The following is an 18,819-nucleotide window of genomic DNA, read 5'->3' on the forward strand; positions in this document are numbered from 1 at the left end:
TGCTGGACGTGCGCCAGCACGCTCGCGCGAATTCTGCGATTGGTCGGCAGACGGCGGGACGGGACGAGGATCTCGATCGCCGTGTCGACGAAGGGTGGAAATCTGCCCGCCTCCGATCCGGAGGACCGTTGGCGGGGTAGCGGCACGAGGGCCTGGCGCGCACCGCAGGGGAGCGCGTCGAAGCGAACCGCGATGACCCCAAGATGGGTCTTGCGCATACGTCATACGTATGATTTTCTACAACAAGGTCAAAATATCCCTCCTCACCATCACGGAAGCGAACAGCCATGACATTGACGTCACCCACGCGCGAACTCCCTGGGCGAAGGAAGGGCCGGTGGCAAGCGGCTGCCGGATCTGCCGGCGCGGCAGCCCTACTCCTGAGCGGTCTGGGCATACCAGCCGCCCAGGCTGCACCACCGGACAAGGACAGTGTCTACTACGCGTCACCCGACGGCCGCGACCAGGGGCAGTGCCAGGAGCAGCACCCGTGCTCGCTGGAGCACGTGCAGGGCGTCGTGCAACACACGGCCGCTAAGGGGAAGGGCGATGTCACCGTCGTCCTCGCCGACGGCACCTACCGCATCGACAGCCCGCTCGAGTTCCGCGCGGAGGACGGCGGCCAGAATGGGCGCACCGTACGCTGGACGGCTGCTCGAGGCGCGGACCCCGAGATCACAGGATCGACGCAGCTCACAGGCTGGCAGACGTATGACGAGGCCGCGAACATCTACGTCGCAGACACGCCGACCGGCTTCGAGACCCGGCAGCTCTACGTCGACGGCATAGCCGCTCCGCGGGCCTCGACCAGCCTGGAGCTGACCGACTTGACGCTCACCCCAACAGGGATGACGATCAACAATCCCTCGCTCGCCTATTTGGCGGACCTGCCGGACCAGGACCGGATCGAATTCGAGTCGCTTGGCGACTTCACCGACCGCTACTCCCCGGTGCAGAGCATCGAGGGCAACACGATCACGATGACCCAGCCCGCCTGGGACAACAACACGTGGGGCTGGGACACGGTGCAGAACTCGCTGCTCGCCGATTCAACGTGGTTCCTGGCGAACTCGCTCGATTTCATCGATGAGGCGGGGGAGTGGTACGTCGACCCCCACGCAGGAAAGCTCTACTACAAGCCCGCGGACGGCGTGAACCCCCAGGACCTCGACATCGAGCTCCCACGGCTGGAAACACTTATCAGCGTCGGCGGCACCTACGACGACCCCGTGTCCAATCTGGAGTTCAGCGGTCTCACCTTCACGGGGACCTCCTGGCTCGGCCCCTCTTCGGCCGAGGGGTACGTCAGTCAGCAGATTGGTGGCTACATCAAGGGCACGTACGATTACCGCCCCGCCGACGCCTTCACCAGTTGCAGCCGCGGGTGTGATCCGTACGAGCGGACGCGCAACACGTGGGACCAGATCCCCTCCGGCGTGCAGGTGTCCGCCGCCGATAACATCACGTTCGCCGGGAACACCTTCCGCAACCTCGGGTCGGCGGCCCTCGGCATCGGCAACGACGACAACGCGATGTTCACCGGAATCGGGCTCGGCGCGAGCAACATCGACGTAGTCGGCAACGTGTTCACCCAGATCGGTGCGCACGCATTGAACGTGGGCGGGATTCGGGCGGACGCCCATCACCCGAGCGACCCCCGGATGACAAACCAGGACATCCTCATGGCGAACAACACGATCAGCGACGTCGCGGTGGAGTACCAGGACACCACCGGCATTCTCAGCACCTACGTGACCAGGGCGCAGATCGTGAACAACGAGATCAGTGACCTCGCCTACGCAATCGACACCGGCTACGGATGGGGGATCAACGACGCAGGCGGCTCTCAGGAGTACCTCCGCCGCGGGTACTACCAGTACAACCCGCTTTATCAGACGCCGACGACGCTGAAGGACAACCTGATCGCGGGCAACCTTGTGCACGATATCAAAGGCGACTTCGCTGACTCCGGCAACATCTACAATCTCTCGGCGAGCCCAGGGACGGTAATCGAGAAGAACTACTTGTATAACGTCTCCGGTGTCGGCCTCTACTTGGACGAAGGCAGCCGCGGCATCCTCGCCCGGAACAATGTCCTGAGCGGCGCGAACCCATGGGTGTTCACCAACGCGTACAGCGCCGGTAACGGCACCAACGACAATACGTTCCAGGAGAACTGGTACAACTCGGGCGGTGCCCAGATGCCCAACGCTGAACAGCGCAACAACCGGCTGATCGACAACGTTCGGGTCAACGGCAACAACTGGCCCAGCGGCGCGTTGGAGGTCATCTGCGCGGCGGGCGTCGAGCCCGAGTACCGCACGGAGCTCAACGTCAACCTCGACGGTATCGACCCGCGGTGCGAAGCCGTCGCGGAGGCCGCGACCCAGTAGCGCAGCTGCCGGCACTGCCGGCGAGGCGCCCCCGCGACGTGCCTGATGCGGGGGCGCCTCGCTGCGGCGGAGTCTTGGCGACCAAGGCACGCGCGGTAACGTGTGGCACCTTCGAACCGGTTCCGACGATGACTTCGACGATGACCAGGAGCGAAGAGTGACCACGATTGGCGCCGTCGCGTCTCACCTACCCCTCCAGCCAGATTAGGACCTCGTTGCATGGCAGACATTGACAACCGCGTGCTCTTCGGCGCCGCGTACTACCACGAGTACCAACTCTCCCCTCGGCTTGACCAAGACCTCGACCTCATGCAGAAAGCGGGGTTCACCGTGATCCGGGTCGGCGAGTCCACGTGGGCCACCTGGGAGCCAGAAGATGGAGTGTTCGACCTTGACTGGCTGCGGCCAGTCCTAGACGGCGCGCATTCGCGTGGGATCGCCGTAGTGCTGGGTACGCCCACCTATGCCGTACCCCCATGGTTGACCCGAAAGTATCCCGAGATCGCCGGAGAGCGACGCACGGGAGAACGTATCGGGTGGGGGGCCCGTCAAGAGATGGACCTGACGCACGCCGCCTACCGCTTCCACGCGGAGCGGGTGATCCGCGCCGTCGTCGGACGCTACCACGACCATCCTGCAGTGATCGGGTTCCAGGTGGACAACGAGCCCGGTTTCGAGTTGCTGCACAACGAGGGTGTATTTCAAGCCTTTGTCGACGACCTGCGCCGGACCTACGGCGACGTGGAGACTCTGAACCGGGAGTGGGGACTCGTTTACTGGTCCCATCGGCTGACGACCTGGGCGGATCTCTGGCGACCGGACAACAACGCCCAACCCCAGTACGATCTTGCTTGGCGGAAGTTCCAAGCCCGATTGGTCACCGAATTCATAGGCTGGCAGGCACAGATCGTTCGTGAAATTGCGGGCGCCGAGAAATTCGTGACCACATGCATCGCTTACGATCGGCCGGGAGTACAGGATCCGGAGCTGACAACAGCGCTGGACGTCACCGCGGGCAATCCCTACTACGCGATGCAGGACGGTCTCGCATTACCATCCGCAGAACATCTCGCGCAAAGCTGGACTACAAGCGGGCCTTCGGCGATATTCCACAGTGCAGACCGGATCTACTCCTCGAAGCAGGCGCGGTTTCTCGTCACCGAGACGAATGCCGGGGCAATCGGCGGTCCGGCCGAGAACGCGCCCGCGTTCGATGGTCAATGGCGACAAGTAGCTTGGGCGATGATCGCGCGGGGCGCACGAATGCTCGAGTACTGGCATTGGCACACACTGCACTTCGGTACCGAGACGTTCTGGGTCGGGATCCTTCCCCATGACCAGAGGCCCGGGCGGGTCTATGAGCAGCTGGCCGAGCTGGGTGCAGAGATCAAATCCGCCCAGGATCACCTGAGCGGACTCGTCCCTGACGCCACCGTAGGGTTGCTATGGTCCAACGAGTCAAAGTGGGGCCTCGAAGGTCAGCCGTCGCTGGCCCGCAGCGACGGCTCCGCGGATCCCGGAAGCTACCAGCGAATTGTGCACGCCTTCTACCAGGGAGCGTTCGACGCCGGTGCGCCGGTGCGAATAGTCCATGACGTCCAGGTGGTCGAACAGGGCGTCGGCACGCGGCTCCGCGAACCGGCCGAGGTCGCCGCCGAGCTGCCCGTCCTGCTGGCGCCTGCGCTTTACGTGGCCAGCGACGCGCTGCTCGAGTGGTTGCGCGACTACGCTGAGGCGGGCGGACACCTCGTTCTTGGACCGCGCACTGGATATGCGGACACAGAGGCCCGAGCGCGCGCCGAGGTCAAGCCGGCGCGGCTCGCCGCCACCGCCGGCGTCAGCTACCAGGAGTTCAGCAACCTGGCGGCACCGGTCCGCGTGACGGGCGCCGACGGCGCACTGGAGTTGCCTGCCGCCGCCGCTGGCGCAGCATGGGTCGACTACTTGCAGGTCTGGGACGACTCCGTCCAGATCCTCGCTCGATATCAGCACCCCGCGTTCGGCCTGTACCCGGCGGTCACCACCGTTGAGGCTGGTCTCGGGCGCATCACCGTCGTTGGTACCGTGCCCAATGCCGAACTGTCGGCTGCGTTGGTGTCCTGGGCGGTGCCAGCTGACAGGGACGCCTGGACCTCGCTGACGACCGGTTCGGTCACGGCGACCTCCGCGACGACGGCCGCAGGTCGTCGGCTGCGAGTGCTGCACAACTGGTCGTGGGATGCCTGCTCGATGAGATTGCCGGCCGACGTCACGGATCTCTTGTCCACCGAGCCTCTTGAAGCTGGTTCGCTCGTCGAGTTGGGGCCGTGGGACGTCCGCGTCCTTCTGGAGTAGAAGCGAGGGCGAAGCAACTGCATCCTGGGCGAATGGGTCGTGGAGCCGCTCGCCGGCCGCCGCGCCGCCCGCGTTATCGCGAAGTCAAATTATCAACGCTGTCTTCACCCGACGCCGACCCACCTGGTGTCGTCGCGATTATGTCATTCCCTGCGCCGTCAGGCGGGGGCCCCGATCCGTGCAACGCGAGCGACAGCAGACCGAATCACCCGCCCTCCCCCGTGCGGTGCCGGGGGCCGAGGGCGGGGCGGCCGCCAACGGTCCCGCCGCAGACGAGCCGCGATGGGAAAGGTCGTCAGCAGTGAATAAACCGTTCCGTCTGCCGATCCGCTCAAACAGAAGTGATGGTCCCCGACCGCGCCGTGCCAGGGCCTCCTGACGGAGCGCGCAACGGGCGGAAACTGGCAGATTTCAATCGAGGCCTGGCACCGCGACCCAGTGATAGATGTCAGGGCTTGCGCTGGGTCGGGAGACGACGGCGCTGCCAGGAGTCGATGATGTGAGCGCGCATCGCCGCTTGTGCCGCCTCGGCATCACCGGCGGCGATCGCTTCGTAGACGCGCCGATGCTCTTCGAGGGTGAGCGCGTGGGCATCCACGGACTGGTGGCCGGTGAAGCGACTGCTGCTGCGGGCGCGCTGGAAGAGGATCTTCGTGATGTTGCTCGCGAGCTGGTTGCCCGAGAGGGTCATGACGATGAAGTGGAAGTCGACGTCCGCTTGCGGGAACACGTCCGGGTCATGGACGTGCTGCTCCATCGTGGTGAGCGCCGTGTGGATGAGAGCGAGCTCCTCCTCTGACCGGCGCCGGGCGGTCTCGGCCGACATCTCACCTTCAAGAGAGCCTCGGATGACCGCCAGATCATCGAGCACTCCGAGCGCGTCGTCGTTCTCGAGCATGACCGAGAGCACGACGGGATCCAGGATGTTCCAGGAGGTCGTCGGCTGCACCGTCGTTCCGCGACCGGGCGCCACCGCGATGAGGCCCTTCTCTTCGACGCGCTTGACGGACTCGCGGACCACCGTTCGGCTGACTCCAAAATGCTGTGCGAGCTTTTCCTCCGGTGGGAGCGTCTGGCCCGGAGCAACCTCGCCGTTGACGATCGCTGTCACGAGATCGTGCACCACGGCCACGCCCAGTCGGGCCGAGGGGGTGCGTCGCGCTGAGTCGCCGAATACCGCTGACGCATCGCTGGAGGCGTTGAGGGCTGAACTCATGCCGTCAGCCTAGCCGCGCAGGATCCGGATACGGGGGCGCCGTCATGACGCGCCTTCGCGGCGGCCGGTGTCGGTGACGAGGCGAAGGCCGGCGCGCGCCGGGCGCACGTGCGGGCCCTCCGTGAGGAGCCAGCTGGCTGAGCGCTGGTTGCTCTCGATCGCGACTTCGTCGACTGCCACGCCGTGGCCTGGGTTGTTGCCGAGCACGATGCCTCCATCGACGATCTCCTGGTCGATCGTGAGCCCGAACGGTGCACCAAGGTCCTGCACCTCGGTCGAGAGGTGGTTGGGGACGGATGCCGCGGCGTGCGCAACCGCCTGGTTGGTCGTCAGCCCGACGGGGCTGATCGGCAGATCGCGGGAGTGAGCGACCGCCGCGACCCGCAGGAAGTGGGTCACGCCCCACGTGCAGCCCACCTGCACCACGTCGACGCCGTTGGCGTCCAGGAGCGGGCGGAACTGCTCGAGGCCGGAGAGATTCTCGCCGGTTGCCACAGCTGCTCGGATTGAGTTGGACAGGCGCGCGTGTCCGGGAGCGTCCCAGCGACGGAGAGGCTCTTCGATCCAAGTGAGATCGATCTCGCGCTCGATCGCCGATACGTAACGGACGGCCTGCTTCAGATTCCAGGACTCGTTGGCGTCGAGCATGAGGGCGGGCGCGCGCGAGTTGCGCTGAAGAGCGTCCTCGAGGATACGCAGACGGCGAAGGTCCGCCCCGAGGTCGAGGCCCCCTTTGAGCTTTCCGCTCGTGAAGCCACGGTCTGCCATGGCGGCGTAGAACCGAGCGAGTTCCTCGTCCTTCAGGGCGATGTCAAGTCCGGAGGCGTATCCCTCCACGAATCGATCACGCGCTCCGAGCGTGCGCCACAGCGGCTCGCCGGCGATCTTGGCTTTGAGATCCCACAGTGCCATGTCCAGGGTGCCGATCGCGCCGAATGTCGCACCGTTGTGCCCGGCCTTGAACACACGCGCCAGCATCCGGTCGTACAGGGTCGTCACCGCCCGCGGGTCTTCTCCCTCAAGAGCCGGGAAGAGCTGCTCGAGGTTCTGGTCGGATCCCGTTCCTACCCCTTCGATGCCTTCGTCGGTCTCGAGGATCACGATCGGCACGTCCGTCACGCCGTGCTTCAGGAACCCGTTGACGTCGCCGATCGGCCGGCCCCAGTCGCGGAACGTGCGTACGCATCGGTAGCCGGTGATCTTCATATCGTCCTTGATCTCTGGGTGGAGCCTTAAGCATAAACAGCATACATCATATGTTCAGTGTCTATAATGGGTTGGACAAAGGAAAGACGTGCGCGATCGATGCGGAACAGGGGCAGGCGGATATGAAGACGCGTGGACACAGGCGGACCCCCGCGCTGACCGAACTCGGGCTGGGTGCGGCTCAGCTCGGCAACCTCCACCGCGAGATCGACGACGACGTCTCTCATGCGACGGTGGACGCCGCCTGGAACGCAGGGATCCGCTACTTCGACACGGCGCCCCATTACGGGCTGGGATTGTCCGAACGCAGGCTGGGAGAGGCGCTGCGTTCGCGGCCGCGCAACGAGTTCGTCGTGTCCACCAAGGTCGGACGGCTGCTAGTCGAAGACGCTGATGGGCAGCAACGTCCTGATGACGATGGATTCATCGTCACGAGCCGCCTGCGCAGGCGATGGGACTTCACGCGCGACGGGATCCTTCGCTCGGTGGAGGGAAGTCTGCAGCGGTTGGGGATGGATCGCCTCGACATCGTGTACCTGCACGATCCCGATGCCCACTGGGAGGAAGCCTCGACCAACGGCATCGACACCCTCGTCGAACTGCGTGAGCAGGGCATGATCTCGGCGATCGGGGCAGGCATGAACCAGAGCGCAATGCTCGCTGAATTCGTGCGACGGTGCGATGTAGACGTCATGATGGTCGCCGGCCGCTACACTCTCCTGGACCAGTCGGCCGGGAGGGATCTGCTCCCGATCGCGAGGGAACGAGGCGTCGCCGTGGTCGCGGCGGCCATCTACAACTCGGGCCTGCTCAGTACCCCTCGCCCTCGCGCCGATGCGCGCTTCGACTACGCGGGAGCGACGAACGACATCATCGCGAAGGCGAACTTGATCGCAGATGTCTGCGAGCAATTCGGAACAACACTTCCCGAGGCTGCTATTGCGTACCCGTTGCGCGAAAGTGCCGTGGTCTCAGTCGTGGTGGGTGCCCGCGGCGCAGGTCAGATCGGGTCCACCCTCCAACGTTACGACGGGCAGCCTCCCCGAGATTTGTGGGAGGAACTCCTCGAACGGAGGTTGATCGAGTGCTGACCGCGCGGAGAAGAAGTGCGCTGTCGCCGTTTGTCGCCCCCGCCCGGATGTGTGCACGCATGTGTGCACCAGCACCGATATGGCGCGGAATAGCGCGGATGTCAGCTCCGTAGCCGATGACTACGGATCAGTAGGTTGGGGGTTCGAGTCCCTTCGAGCGCACACTGTGTTGAGACAGTGACGGAAGAAAGTGCCGAAGCATCGGCACTTTTTTCGTTAAGCCTCGGGTCGAAGCGAGCGCGCAGGGAACGGCTGTTGCTGCTCCGCAGGCTGGCTGACGTGTGGGAAGCCCGTCGACTCCCGGCCCACGATGCGAAAGTTCGGCTTGATGCGCCGGGGCGGCATCCTCTCGCCCTTCTCTGCGATGCGCTCGACGAGCATCTCGACCGCAAACTCGGCGATATCGTCGCGTCCTGGGTCCACGCTCGATAGGGAGGGGAGCGAGAAGCGTGTCGCATCGGTGTTGTCGAAGCCGATGATGGCGACGTCGTCGGGTATCCGCACACCGGCTTCGCCCAGAGCGCGCAGAGCGCCGATGGCCAGAGTGTCGTTCAGAGCGAAGAGCCCGTCGAACGATGTCCCCGAGGCGATCAGGGCGCGTGTGGCGATTGCGCCGTTCTCGTGACGCCACTTGCCGGCGGAGCGGATGAGGTCGGGATCATCGGGGATCCCGGCTGCCGCGAGCGCCTGCCGATACCCCCGCACGCGCAGGGTCGCCGAACCCACCGCATCCGCCGGCTCCGAATCGGCCGCACCGATGAGTGCGATCCGGCGACGGCCGAGCCCCAGCAGGTGTTCGACAGCCGCCTGTGCGGAAGACACGTTGTGCATCGTGACGTGATCGGTGGGGCCGCCGAAGATGCTCTCGCCGAGGATGACCAGAGGAAACGGCACGTCGAGCAGCCCGGCATCCATCTCGCCGATATGAACAGGGCTGAAGACGATGCCGTCTGTCAGCCGAAGTCGGCGACCCGCGATGACATCGAGTTCATGCTCGCGTACCTCGTTGGTCTGATCGACGACCACCCCCAGGCCCCGCTTCTCTGCGGCCACGATGATCGAGTCCGCCAGCTCGGCGAAGTACGCCTCTCGCACCGACGGGATCGCGAGCCCGATCACGCCCGTCTTTCCCGAACGAAGGCCACGAGCGGAGAGATTGGGCTGGTATCCGAGTTCCTTGACGGCTACGAGCACTCGATCGCGCGTCGTCGCCCGCACGTGCGGGTAGTCGTTGATGACGTTGGACACGGTCTTGATCGAGACGCCTGCCACGCGGGCCACATCGTGCAGCGTCGCACTCATGTCGCCTCCTTGCGCCGGCTCCCACGGCCTGTGCGTGTGCGGCAAGCTTAGCGGCGCTCCTGGTCCGCGTTCCGGCCGCCGTCCGCTGCACGACAAGAGACTTGCGATTACCGCTCTTCGGACAGGGACTTTTCGAAATTCCTTGACACGACTCGGGTGATCGGGGATAGTCATTTCCAACGTTGAATGTACAACGTTGCAAACACGATTCAGACACCCCGATCTGCTCGGTGGGCGCACGCTCGCCAGCTCGAATGGGGACCCCGCGATCGTGGGCGCTTCGACGAAGATGTCCAGCACCGAAAGGAATCACAGTGAAGACGACACCGGTCATCGCTGCAGCAGCCACGCTCGCGCTGGCGAGTGCCCTCGTTTCCTGCTCCCCGGGCGAGAACGATGCGGACGGCGGCGGCGGCGGAAACGACGCGACCAACTGCACCAACACGATCAAGAACGAAGACGCACCAGTGGTGACGCTGTGGGCCTGGTATCCGAACAGCGAGACCGTCGTCGACAACTTCAATGAGGAGCACGATGACGTCCAGGTCTGCTGGACGAATGCGGGCGCGGGCGGCGACGCCTATGACAAGTTCCAGACCGCCATCTCGGCAGGCAGCGGCGCTCCCGACGTCATGATGGTCGAGGCCGACCGGATCGCGACGTTCCAGGCGCAGGACGCCCTCGTCGACCTGACGGACATCGGCTATGAGGACGTCAAGGACAACTTCAGCGAGGGCGCCTGGAAGGACGTCTCGGTCGGTGATGCCGTCTACGGGGCTCCGATCGACGGCGGCCCGATGGGCATGATCTATCGCACCGACGTCTTCAGCGAGTACGGCATCACTCCGCCCACGACGTGGACCGAGTTCGAGGCCGCCGCGCAGACGGTGAAGGATGCCGGAGGCCCGGTCTTCGCCAGCTTCGCCGCGAATCAGCCCGCCGAGGTCACGGCGCTCATGTACCAGAACGGTGCGGAGCCGTTCGAGTACGACCCCGCCGCCGAGGGCGAGATCGGGATCAACCTGAACAGCGACGAGATCAAGGAGGTCCTCGACTACTGGAGCGGCCTCGTCGAGAAGGGTCTGGTCGGCACCGAGGATCAGTTCACGCCCGAGTACATCTCCGGCGTCATCGCCGGCGACTATGCAACGTACCTGTCGGCCGCCTGGGCCCCCGGCTACCTGCAGGGCGCAGGCGTCGGCGAGGGCGCGGACGCCGGCGTGTGGGCGAGTGCGCCGATGCCGCAGTGGAACCCGGACAACCCGATCGCGATCAACTGGGGCGGCTCCGCGTTCGCGGTGAGCAGCCAGGCGGCGGATCCCGAGCTCGCAGCGCAGGTCGCCTTCGGCGTCTACGCGGATCAGGCCTCGCTCGACGAGGGCTGGCAGCAGCAGATCATCTTCCCGCTGAACCTGAACGTGCTCGAATCGGAGGAGTTCCTGAACTACGAGGTGCCCTTCTTCAACGGCCAGCAGGCCAACAAGGAGGTGTACGTGCCGGCGGCCAACGCCTACACCGGTATGACGTACACGCCGATCGGACAGTACTACTACTCCCAGCTCACCGAGCAGATCGCCCGCATCAACGATGGGTCCGCGACCGGCTCTGAGGCCGCGGATGCGCTCCAGGCAGCCGTCGTGGCATACGCAGAGGAGCAAGGGTTCACCGTCAAGTGACATGACACGAGGGCCGGTCCGTGTCAGTGCGGACCGGCCTTCGGTCATCCGTTCCATACCCGGAGAAATCATGACAGCGACAACCGCAAGTCCCGCAAAGACGAAGGTTCGCAGATCGACCGCCGCCCGGCAGAACCTGTTCGGATGGCTCTTCGTCGGACCGTTCGGAATCATCTTCCTCGCCCTTCTCGTCCTGCCCATCGGCTACGCCTTCTACCTGAGCCTGTTCCAGAAGTCGCTGATCGGCGGGACGAGGTTCGTGCTCTTCGGCAACTACGCCAAGGCCTTCAGCGACCCGTCGTTCCTCGACGGCGTGTGGTTCGTCGTCAGGTTCTCGCTCGTCCTGATTCCGCTGCAGATGGCCGTCTCGCTCGCGATCGCGCTGATCCTCGACATCGTGGTCACCCGTTTTGCGCGCTTCTCGCGCCTCATGATCTTCCTGCCGTACGCGATCCCGACCGTGATCGGCGCCCTGATGTGGGGGTTCCTCTACAGCGACAACTTCGGCCCGCTGGCGGAGATCTTCGAGAGCTTGGGTCGACAGGCGCCCGATTTCCTGAGCACCGGCCTCATCTTCTACGGCCTGCTCAACATCGTCACGTGGCAATGGGCCGGTTACTACATGATCGTCATCTACGCCGCGCTGCAGGGGATCGATCCCACGCTCTACGAGGCAGCCCGCATCGACGGCGCATCCCAGTGGCAGATCACACTGCGGATCAAGATCCCGCTGGTCGCCCCGGCGCTCCTGCTGATCCTCGTTTTCGCCCTCATCGGCACCCTGCAGTTCTTCAACGAGCCGCAGATCCTGCAGCAGCTGGCCGCCGGGTCCATCCCCAATGACTTCACGCCGAACATGTACGCATATCAGCAGGCGTTCTCGCTGGCCAACTACAACTACGGCGCCGCGATCTCGTTCGCGCTGGGCGCGGTCGTCTTCGTCTGCGTCTACATCTTCCTGTTCGCCACCCGCAAGCGAGGGAGCATCCTCTCATGACCGTCACACCTGTCGAGGTCACGGGCATCCCTTCGGCGCCCGACGATGCCTCCAAGCGGAGGCGGCCCCCCCGCGCTCGCGGCCGCATCCCCCTGAACATCGTGCTCGCGCTGTTGATGATCTACTTCCTGATCCCGTTCTGGTGGCTCATCGTGAACAGCTCGAAGAGCGCCGCCGGGCTGTTCGGGGGCGACAGCTCGCTCTGGTTCGCCGACGACATCGACTACATCGGCAATCTGATCGACCTGTTCACGTACAGCGGTGGGATCTACGCTCGCTGGCTGGCGAACTCCGCCCTCTACGCGATCGTCGGAGGTCTCGGCGCCACCGTGCTGGCGGTGCTGGCGGGTTACGGCTTCGCGAAGTATCGCTTCTTCGGCCGCCGAGCCTCCTTCGCGATCCTGCTGGGTTCGGTCATGGTGCCGACGACTGCACTCGTGATCCCGACCTTCGTCCTGTTCGCCCAGGCCGGGTTGACGAACACGATCTGGGCGGTGATCCTGCCGACGCTGCTCAACCCGTTCGGCGTGTACCTGATGAACGTCTACGCCCGCGACGCGGTACCCGACGAGCTGCTCGACGCCGCACGCGTGGACGGCGCGGGGGAGTTCAGGACGTTCCTGCAGGTGGCCCTTCCGCTGCTGCGACCCGCCATCGTGACCGTTCTGCTGCTGTCGGTCGTGGCGTCGTGGAACAACTACTTCCTCCCGCTCGTGATGCTGTCGGACAACCGGCTCTTCCCCGTCACGGTCGGGATCGGCCTGTGGAACTCGACCGCGTCGACCTACGGCGCCGCCGGCGGACAGACCCTGTGGAGCATCATCATCCTCGGCTCCTTGGTCTCGGTCATCCCCCTGATCATCGCGTTCCTCACCCTCCAGCGTTACTGGCAGGGCGGGCTCTCGATCGGAAGCCTGAAATGACATTTCGCGACCACCATCACGACACCAATGAGGACCATGATCTCCGCACATCTGACCATCGACCCCCACTTCGTCGTCGGACCGATCAACCGCCGTCTTTTCGGCTCGTTCGTAGAGCATCTCGGGCGGGCCGTGTACGAGGGCATCTATGAGCCCGGCCACGCCGACGCGGACGAGCACGGCTTCCGTCGAGACGTGATCGAGTTGGTTCGGGAGCTCGGCGTCTCGACCATCCGGTATCCGGGGGGAAACTTCGTCTCCGGATATCGGTGGGAGGATGGCGTCGGCCCCCGCGCGGAGCGGCCCAGACGGCTCGAATTGGCATGGCATTCGACGGAGCCGAACGAGATCGGCCTCGACGAGTTCGCCACCTGGCTGGACAAGGTCGGCAGCGAGATGATGTACGCCGTCAACCTCGGCACCCGCGGGGTGGAAGAGGCACTCGACGTGCTCGAGTATGCGAACCTCAATTCAGGAACGGCTCTGAGCGATCTGCGCATCGCGCACGGTACCCCGCAGCCGTACAACATCCGCATGTGGTGCCTGGGCAACGAGATGGACGGTCCGTGGCAGCTCGGTCACAGCACCGCTCAGAGCTATGCCGAGCTCGCATCCAAGACGGCGCGTGCGATGCGTCAGATCGACCCCGACCTGGAGCTTGTCGTGTGCGGCAGCTCGAGCGGCCAGATGCCGACGTTCGGCGCCTGGGAGCGGACGGTGCTCGAGGAGACGTACGACGCCATCGACTACATCTCGTGCCACGCCTACTACGAGCCGCTCAGCGGAGACTTCAAGAGCTTCCTTGCGTCAGCCGTCGACATGGACCGATTCATCGACAAGGTCGTCGCGATCGCGGACGGCGTGAAGGCCGTGCGCGGCAGTGACAAGACGATCAACATCTCCTTCGACGAGTGGAACGTCTGGTATCTGTCGCGCTATCGCGAGGTCGACCGTGTCTCAGGAGTCGACAGCTGGCCGGTCGCGCCGCGCATCTGCGAGGACACCTACTCTGTCGCCGACGCCGTCGTGGTCGGAAGCCTGCTGATCTCGCTGCTTCGCCACGCGGATCGAGTGACCGCCGCGAGCCTGGCTCAACTGGTGAATGTCATCGCGCCGATCATGACCGAGCCGGGTGGTCCTGCGTGGCGCCAGACGACCTTCTATCCGTTCGCCGTGACATCACGACTCGCCCGCGGCGTCACCCTGGACGTCACGCTCGACAGTCCGTCGTACGACACGGATCGATTCGGGTCGGTGCCCGTGATCGATGCCGTCGCCACCAGGGATGAGGCGACCGGCCAGACGACGGTCTTCGTCGTGAACCGAGGCATGGAGGAAGAGGTCACGATCGACATCGACGTGCGCCAGCTCGGAAGCGTCGCGCTGCAGGAGGTGCAGTCCCTGCACGACGACGACATCCACGCGGCCAACACCCTGGAGCATCCCGACCGGGTCGGTCTGCGCGGCAATCAGTCGGCCATCCTCGCGGACGGCATGGTGACCCTGCAGCTGCCTCCGGTTTCGTGGACTGCGTTGACCCTGGGGTAGCGGGCGTGACCGCGCTCGTGCGGCATGGCTGAGAAGAACCGCGTGACCCTCGCGACGATAGCTGCGGCGACCGGGGTGTCCGTCACGACGATCTCGAAGGTCCTCAACGGTCGCGGGGATGTCGCGGCCTCGACCCGGATCCTCGTGGAGGACCAGCTGGAGCGGCTCGGGTACGCGCGACGCGGTGAGAGCAGAAGCGAGTTCATAGAGGTCGTTCTCCATGAACTCGATTCCAATTGGTCACTCGAGGTGATCGAGGGAGTGCGCGACGTCGCAGCGTCTTCTGGTCGGACGATCTCGCTATCCGTCAACGGCGACCGCTACGCGCCGACCGAAGGGTGGATCATCGACGTCGTCCGTCGGCGTCCGATCGGTGTCGTGCTGGTGTTCGCCGGCCTGCCGCCCTCGGCCCGCCGCACGCTGCAGGCGCGCGGCATCCCATTCGTGATCCTCGACCCCACCGGCGACCCTGCTCCGGACGTACCAGGAATCGGATCGGCCAACTGGCAGGGCGGAGTGCTCGCCACCCGCCATCTGATCGAACTCGGTCACCGTGTGATCGGGGCGATCATGGGCCCGGACGACATGATGTCCTCGCTGGCGCGCATCGACGGGTTCCGCTCCGCGATGAGCTCGGCGAGTCTGGAGGTCCACCCCGAGTGGGAACGATTCGGCGAGGTGAATGTCGAGAGCGGCGAGCAGATCGCCGGGGAGGTTCTGGCGATGCCGGAGACTCCCACCGCGATCTTCGCCGGCAGTGATCTGCAGGCAATGGGGGTCGTTCGCGCAGCCCGTCTGCGCGGGCTCGACGTGCCGCGCGACCTCTCCGTCGTGGGGTACGACGACATCCCGCTCGCGAGCATCAGCACCCCGCGCCTGACCACCGTTCATCAGCCTCTCCGACGCATGGCCGAGGAAGCGACGCGCCTGCTGCTGCGGATGCGGGGCGGCGAGGAGCCGGCGACGACCCGCATAGACCTGGCCCCGACGCTCGTGGTGCGGGAATCCACGGCGCCGCCCGACCACCCGTTGCATCCTTCATTTACAACGTCGTAAAGATTTGCTTTACAACGTAGTAAACCTTCGGTTAGCCTGGCCGCGGCGAGCAGCCTTCCGGCGCTCAGTGGCCGTTCAAGGAGGAACAGTAATGGGAGCTTTGCAATCGAGTAGGCAGACCGGAGGGGTGCGGGGCAGTGCCGTCCAGGCGCCACTCCTGAAGCTGATGACGGCTTTGGCGCTCGCGTTGGCGATGGTGCTGAGCATGTCGGCCGTGTCGGCGCGGGCCGACGAGGTGAATCTCACCCCTGGGCCGACCGTCACCCAGGATCCGAACTCGCCGACCGGCTACACCGGCCACTTCGTGTACTACAACCCGACCGCGACCAGCGTGCGATTCGTCGCCGACATCATGCTGCGCAACTGGGCGGACCCCACCGACACGACCGTCTACTCGCCGTTCGAGTACCGGCCGGGCCTGATGCGCGGAGGCGGTGGATACGACGTGGAGATGACAGAGGTGGCCGACGGCTACTGGGTCACCGATGTGCCGCTCGCCGCGGGCGCCAACCAGTACTGGTTCTACGTCGACAACGACACGAGCTACTGGGTTCCGGATCCCGCGAACTCACCGATCTTCGCTCCGGACGGCATCCAAGGCACCGCCCGGCGCGCGTTCAACAAGGTGCACGTGCCGTACGATCCGGTGAAGCAGAACTACGCACCGCTTGCTGCACGCGAGATCGAGAACCCCCGGGCCGACTCGCCCAAGGGCACCTGGAGCTATGTGCCGTTCGAGGTCAACGGCACGACGCGCACCATGGGCGTCTACCTGCCGCCGAACTACGACCCGAACCGGGCCGAGCCGTACAAGACGATCTACATGCAGCACGGCGGCGGGCAGGATCAGTCCGACTGGATGAACATGGGTGACGTCCCCGTCATCATGGACAACCTCCTCCAGGACGGCACCACCGAGCCCGCGATCGTCATCACGACGAACACGAATTACCTCGGCGCGCCCAACGAGGGCTACCCCAACCTGCGCAACGTCGTGATCCCGTTCGTCGAGGCGAACTACAACGTCTCCACCGACGCGATCGACCGCGCGTTCGCGGGCCTGTCGGCGGGTTCCTTCGTCACGCAGAATCTCATGCGCTACGACACTCTGAGGTTCGGGTACTACGGTCCCTGGAGTGGAGGCGCACAGGCAGTGCTTGCCACTGTACCGAACATCGATAAGCCCTACATCCTGTACGGCGGCGGTCGGTGGGACTTCGGTCTGCCCAATGCGAACACCGTCGCCGCTCTGGATCAGGTTGCCTTCGTCGAGAACGTGGTCGTCGCCGGTGCCCACGACTTCAACGCCTGGAACCAGCTGTTCACCATCTGGGCGAGGGACTACCTGTGGCACCCGGAGGCGTTCATCCTTGATGAGGTCACCACGCTCAAGGACGCCGTCGCGGACACGGGCCTCAATAAGGGGAACCGCAACGCGCTCACCGTGAAGCTCGATCAGGCGCTCAAGCTCGTGACGAAGGACGAGAACGGCGGCGCGGTCGATGTGCTGAACGGCTTCGTCGCTCAGGTCAACGCGTTCGAGAGCAATGGAAAGCTCACAGAAGAAGAGGCGGCAGGGCTGCTCGTCATCGCGAATCAACTGCTCTCCAACCTCGGATACTGGCAGCAGCAGTAGTCAGTACGTGAAGTGGGTTGCCGGCGGAGCTTCTCCGTCGGCAACCCATTTCTGCGGCACCAGCGAAGGTCAAAGGCTCCTTGGTCACCGTTTTCGAAATAAGTTGACGACAAGAACTTATCGTGCTTAGCATGGTCGCCGGATGGAAAACGTTATCGAACCATCCTTCACCACCCCATGCAAAGGAGCATTTCCATGCGCATTTCCCGTCCCCTGCTCGTCGGCGCGCTGGCTACGGCCTTCGTCGTTGCCCCGGGCACAGCCTTCGCCGCCGATCCGGCCCCGCCGGCCAACCCGAATGCGTCGAAGCACTCGGCCGTCATCGGCGAGAACACCCTGCGCGCGCTCGCCGAAGAGGCCGGCATCGAGATCGGTGTCGCCGTCAACACCGACCTGCTGGCTAAGAACGGCAAGTACCGCAACATCGTCAACACCCAGTACTCGAGCGTGACGGCCGAGAACGTCATGAAGTGGGAAGCGCTGAACCCCGCGCCCGGAGTTTATGACTGGGCGGCGGCCGAAGCGCTGATCGCCAACGCCGAGGCGAACGGCCAGGTGGTGCGCGGGCACACGCTCGTGTGGCACAACCAGCTGCCGACGTGGCTGACCACCGGCGACTACAGCGCCGAGGAGCTGCGCGCGATCCTTGAGAACCACGTTCGGACGGTCGCCGGACACTTCGCCGGTCGCATCCAGCAGTGGGACGTCGTGAACGAGATCTTCAACGACGACGCTGAAGGAAGCTTCCGCGAGACCATCTGGTACCAGGCGTACGAGGAGCTGGGCCTTCCGGGCGAGCAGTACGTGGCGGATGTGTTCCGCTGGGCGAACGAGGCCGACCCGGAGGCGCTGCTGTTCTACAACGACTACAACCTCGAGTTCACCGGCCCGAAGAGCAACGCCGCGTACGCGTTCGTGCAGGAGCTGCTCGCCGCAGGGGTGCCGATCGAGGGCGTCGGCTTCCAGGGACACCTCGACACCCAGTACGGATACCCGGACCTGCAGAACAACCTGCAGCGCTTCGCCGACCTCGGCCTCGAGGTCGCGCTCACCGAGGTCGACATCCGCACCTTCGTGACGCAGAAGAACAACGGCACCTACACCAACACCCCCGCCGATCCGGCGGAGGAGGCCGAGCAGATCGACTGGTGGGCCCGGACGCTGGAAGCCTGCCTCGCGGTGGAGGCATGCAACTCGTTCACCGTGTGGGGGGTATCGGACGCGAACTCGTGGATCCCCGGCTGGTTCACCGGCCAGGGCGCGGGCCTGCTGTACGACACGCACAACAACCCGAAGGCCCAGTACGACGCGCTGCGCGAGGTGCTGCGCGCCGCCGCCTGACCGGCATCGGATTCGCGTCCGGCGGCCTTCCGTCGCCAGGACCACGAGGGGCACGTCCATCCGGGCGTGCCCCTCGCGGCGTGTGGGCCGAACCTCGCGC

General features: G+C 65.0%; 13 protein-coding genes. 10 read left to right on the forward strand and 3 right to left on the reverse strand.

Annotated features, from left to right (window positions below):
• The first annotated feature begins 287 nt into the window (after positions 1-287).
• A complete protein-coding gene (locus tag ACLQ2Q_RS06745) occupies positions 288-2,393 on the forward strand; it encodes a right-handed parallel beta-helix repeat-containing protein (protein WP_425819275.1) in 2,106 nt (701 codons plus the stop codon).
• Positions 2,394-2,612: 219 nt separating this feature from the next.
• On the forward strand, positions 2,613-4,727 hold the full coding sequence (locus ACLQ2Q_RS06750; protein ID WP_425819277.1) for a beta-galactosidase: 2,115 nt from the start codon (positions 2,613-2,615) through the stop codon (positions 4,725-4,727).
• 448 nt (positions 4,728-5,175) lie between these two features.
• Here ACLQ2Q_RS06750 and ACLQ2Q_RS06755 read toward each other — a convergent pair whose 3' ends face one another.
• Complete coding sequence (locus ACLQ2Q_RS06755; RefSeq protein ID WP_425819279.1) at positions 5,176-5,943, reverse strand: FadR/GntR family transcriptional regulator; 768 nt, start codon at positions 5,941-5,943, stop codon at positions 5,176-5,178.
• Between the two features lie 42 nt (positions 5,944-5,985).
• Positions 5,986-7,149, reverse strand: coding sequence for a mandelate racemase/muconate lactonizing enzyme family protein (locus ACLQ2Q_RS06760; RefSeq protein ID WP_425819281.1), 1,164 nt, complete (start codon positions 7,147-7,149; stop codon positions 5,986-5,988).
• A 122-nt stretch (positions 7,150-7,271) separates the two neighbouring features.
• On the opposite strand from ACLQ2Q_RS06760, the gene ACLQ2Q_RS06765 reads away from it, so the two are divergent.
• Positions 7,272-8,240 (forward strand): aldo/keto reductase, encoded by a 969-nt coding sequence (locus tag ACLQ2Q_RS06765; RefSeq protein ID WP_425819283.1) that lies wholly within the window; start codon positions 7,272-7,274, stop codon positions 8,238-8,240.
• Between the two features lie 216 nt (positions 8,241-8,456).
• Here the strand turns inward: ACLQ2Q_RS06765 and ACLQ2Q_RS06770 are convergent, their stop codons facing one another.
• Positions 8,457-9,542, reverse strand: a complete 1,086-nt coding sequence (locus ACLQ2Q_RS06770) for a LacI family DNA-binding transcriptional regulator (protein ID WP_425819285.1) — start codon at positions 9,540-9,542, stop codon at positions 8,457-8,459.
• A gap of 314 nt (positions 9,543-9,856) precedes the next feature.
• Here ACLQ2Q_RS06770 and ACLQ2Q_RS06775 point away from each other — a divergent pair, with 314 nt between their 5' ends.
• From ACLQ2Q_RS06775 to ACLQ2Q_RS06805, 7 genes are all read left to right on the forward strand, one after another.
• Positions 9,857-11,218, forward strand: a complete 1,362-nt coding sequence (locus ACLQ2Q_RS06775) for an ABC transporter substrate-binding protein (protein WP_425819287.1) — start codon at positions 9,857-9,859, stop codon at positions 11,216-11,218.
• Between the two features lie 70 nt (positions 11,219-11,288).
• Positions 11,289-12,215, forward strand: a complete 927-nt coding sequence (locus ACLQ2Q_RS06780) for a carbohydrate ABC transporter permease (RefSeq protein ID WP_425819289.1) — start codon at positions 11,289-11,291, stop codon at positions 12,213-12,215.
• A complete protein-coding gene (locus ACLQ2Q_RS06785) occupies positions 12,212-13,138 on the forward strand; it encodes a carbohydrate ABC transporter permease (RefSeq protein WP_425819291.1) in 927 nt (308 codons plus the stop codon). Before ACLQ2Q_RS06780 ends, ACLQ2Q_RS06785 begins: the two co-directional genes overlap by 4 nt.
• A gap of 36 nt (positions 13,139-13,174) precedes the next feature.
• Positions 13,175-14,686: an alpha-N-arabinofuranosidase gene (locus tag ACLQ2Q_RS06790; protein WP_425819293.1), complete on the forward strand. Its 1,512-nt coding sequence runs from the start codon at positions 13,175-13,177 to the stop codon at positions 14,684-14,686.
• A 42-nt stretch (positions 14,687-14,728) separates the two neighbouring features.
• On the forward strand, positions 14,729-15,742 hold the full coding sequence (locus ACLQ2Q_RS06795; protein WP_425819295.1) for a LacI family DNA-binding transcriptional regulator: 1,014 nt from the start codon (positions 14,729-14,731) through the stop codon (positions 15,740-15,742).
• 166 nt (positions 15,743-15,908) lie between these two features.
• Positions 15,909-17,378, forward strand: coding sequence for an alpha/beta hydrolase-fold protein (locus tag ACLQ2Q_RS06800; protein WP_425819297.1), 1,470 nt, complete (start codon positions 15,909-15,911; stop codon positions 17,376-17,378).
• Between the two features lie 195 nt (positions 17,379-17,573).
• A complete protein-coding gene (locus ACLQ2Q_RS06805; RefSeq protein WP_425819299.1) occupies positions 17,574-18,719 on the forward strand; it encodes an endo-1,4-beta-xylanase in 1,146 nt (381 codons plus the stop codon).
• Positions 18,720-18,819: the final 100 nt, after the last annotated feature.

The sequence above is a fragment of the Microbacterium sp. DT81.1 genome, from assembly GCF_049844955.1.
Classification (GTDB): domain Bacteria; phylum Actinomycetota; class Actinomycetes; order Actinomycetales; family Microbacteriaceae; genus Microbacterium.

What these genes read in the sequence shown, in the direction of transcription:
- ACLQ2Q_RS06745 (WP_425819275.1), top strand. Translation starts at nt 288, where the DNA reads ATGACATTGACGTCACCCACGCGCGAACTCCCTGGGCGAAGGAAGGGC.
- ACLQ2Q_RS06750 (WP_425819277.1), top strand. Translation starts at nt 2,613, where the DNA reads ATGGCAGACATTGACAACCGCGTGCTCTTCGGCGCCGCGTACTACCAC.
- ACLQ2Q_RS06805 (WP_425819299.1), top strand. Translation starts at nt 17,574, where the DNA reads ATGCGCATTTCCCGTCCCCTGCTCGTCGGCGCGCTGGCTACGGCCTTC.
- ACLQ2Q_RS06785 (WP_425819291.1), top strand. Translation starts at nt 12,212, where the DNA reads ATGACCGTCACACCTGTCGAGGTCACGGGCATCCCTTCGGCGCCCGAC.
- ACLQ2Q_RS06780 (WP_425819289.1), top strand. Translation starts at nt 11,289, where the DNA reads ATGACAGCGACAACCGCAAGTCCCGCAAAGACGAAGGTTCGCAGATCG.
- ACLQ2Q_RS06760 (WP_425819281.1), bottom strand. Translation starts at nt 7,149, where the DNA reads ATGAAGATCACCGGCTACCGATGCGTACGCACGTTCCGCGACTGGGGC.
- ACLQ2Q_RS06790 (WP_425819293.1), top strand. Translation starts at nt 13,175, where the DNA reads ATGATCTCCGCACATCTGACCATCGACCCCCACTTCGTCGTCGGACCG.
- ACLQ2Q_RS06755 (WP_425819279.1), bottom strand. Translation starts at nt 5,943, where the DNA reads ATGAGTTCAGCCCTCAACGCCTCCAGCGATGCGTCAGCGGTATTCGGC.
- ACLQ2Q_RS06770 (WP_425819285.1), bottom strand. Translation starts at nt 9,542, where the DNA reads ATGAGTGCGACGCTGCACGATGTGGCCCGCGTGGCAGGCGTCTCGATC.
- ACLQ2Q_RS06800 (WP_425819297.1), top strand. Translation starts at nt 15,909, where the DNA reads ATGACGGCTTTGGCGCTCGCGTTGGCGATGGTGCTGAGCATGTCGGCC.
- ACLQ2Q_RS06765 (WP_425819283.1), top strand. Translation starts at nt 7,272, where the DNA reads ATGAAGACGCGTGGACACAGGCGGACCCCCGCGCTGACCGAACTCGGG.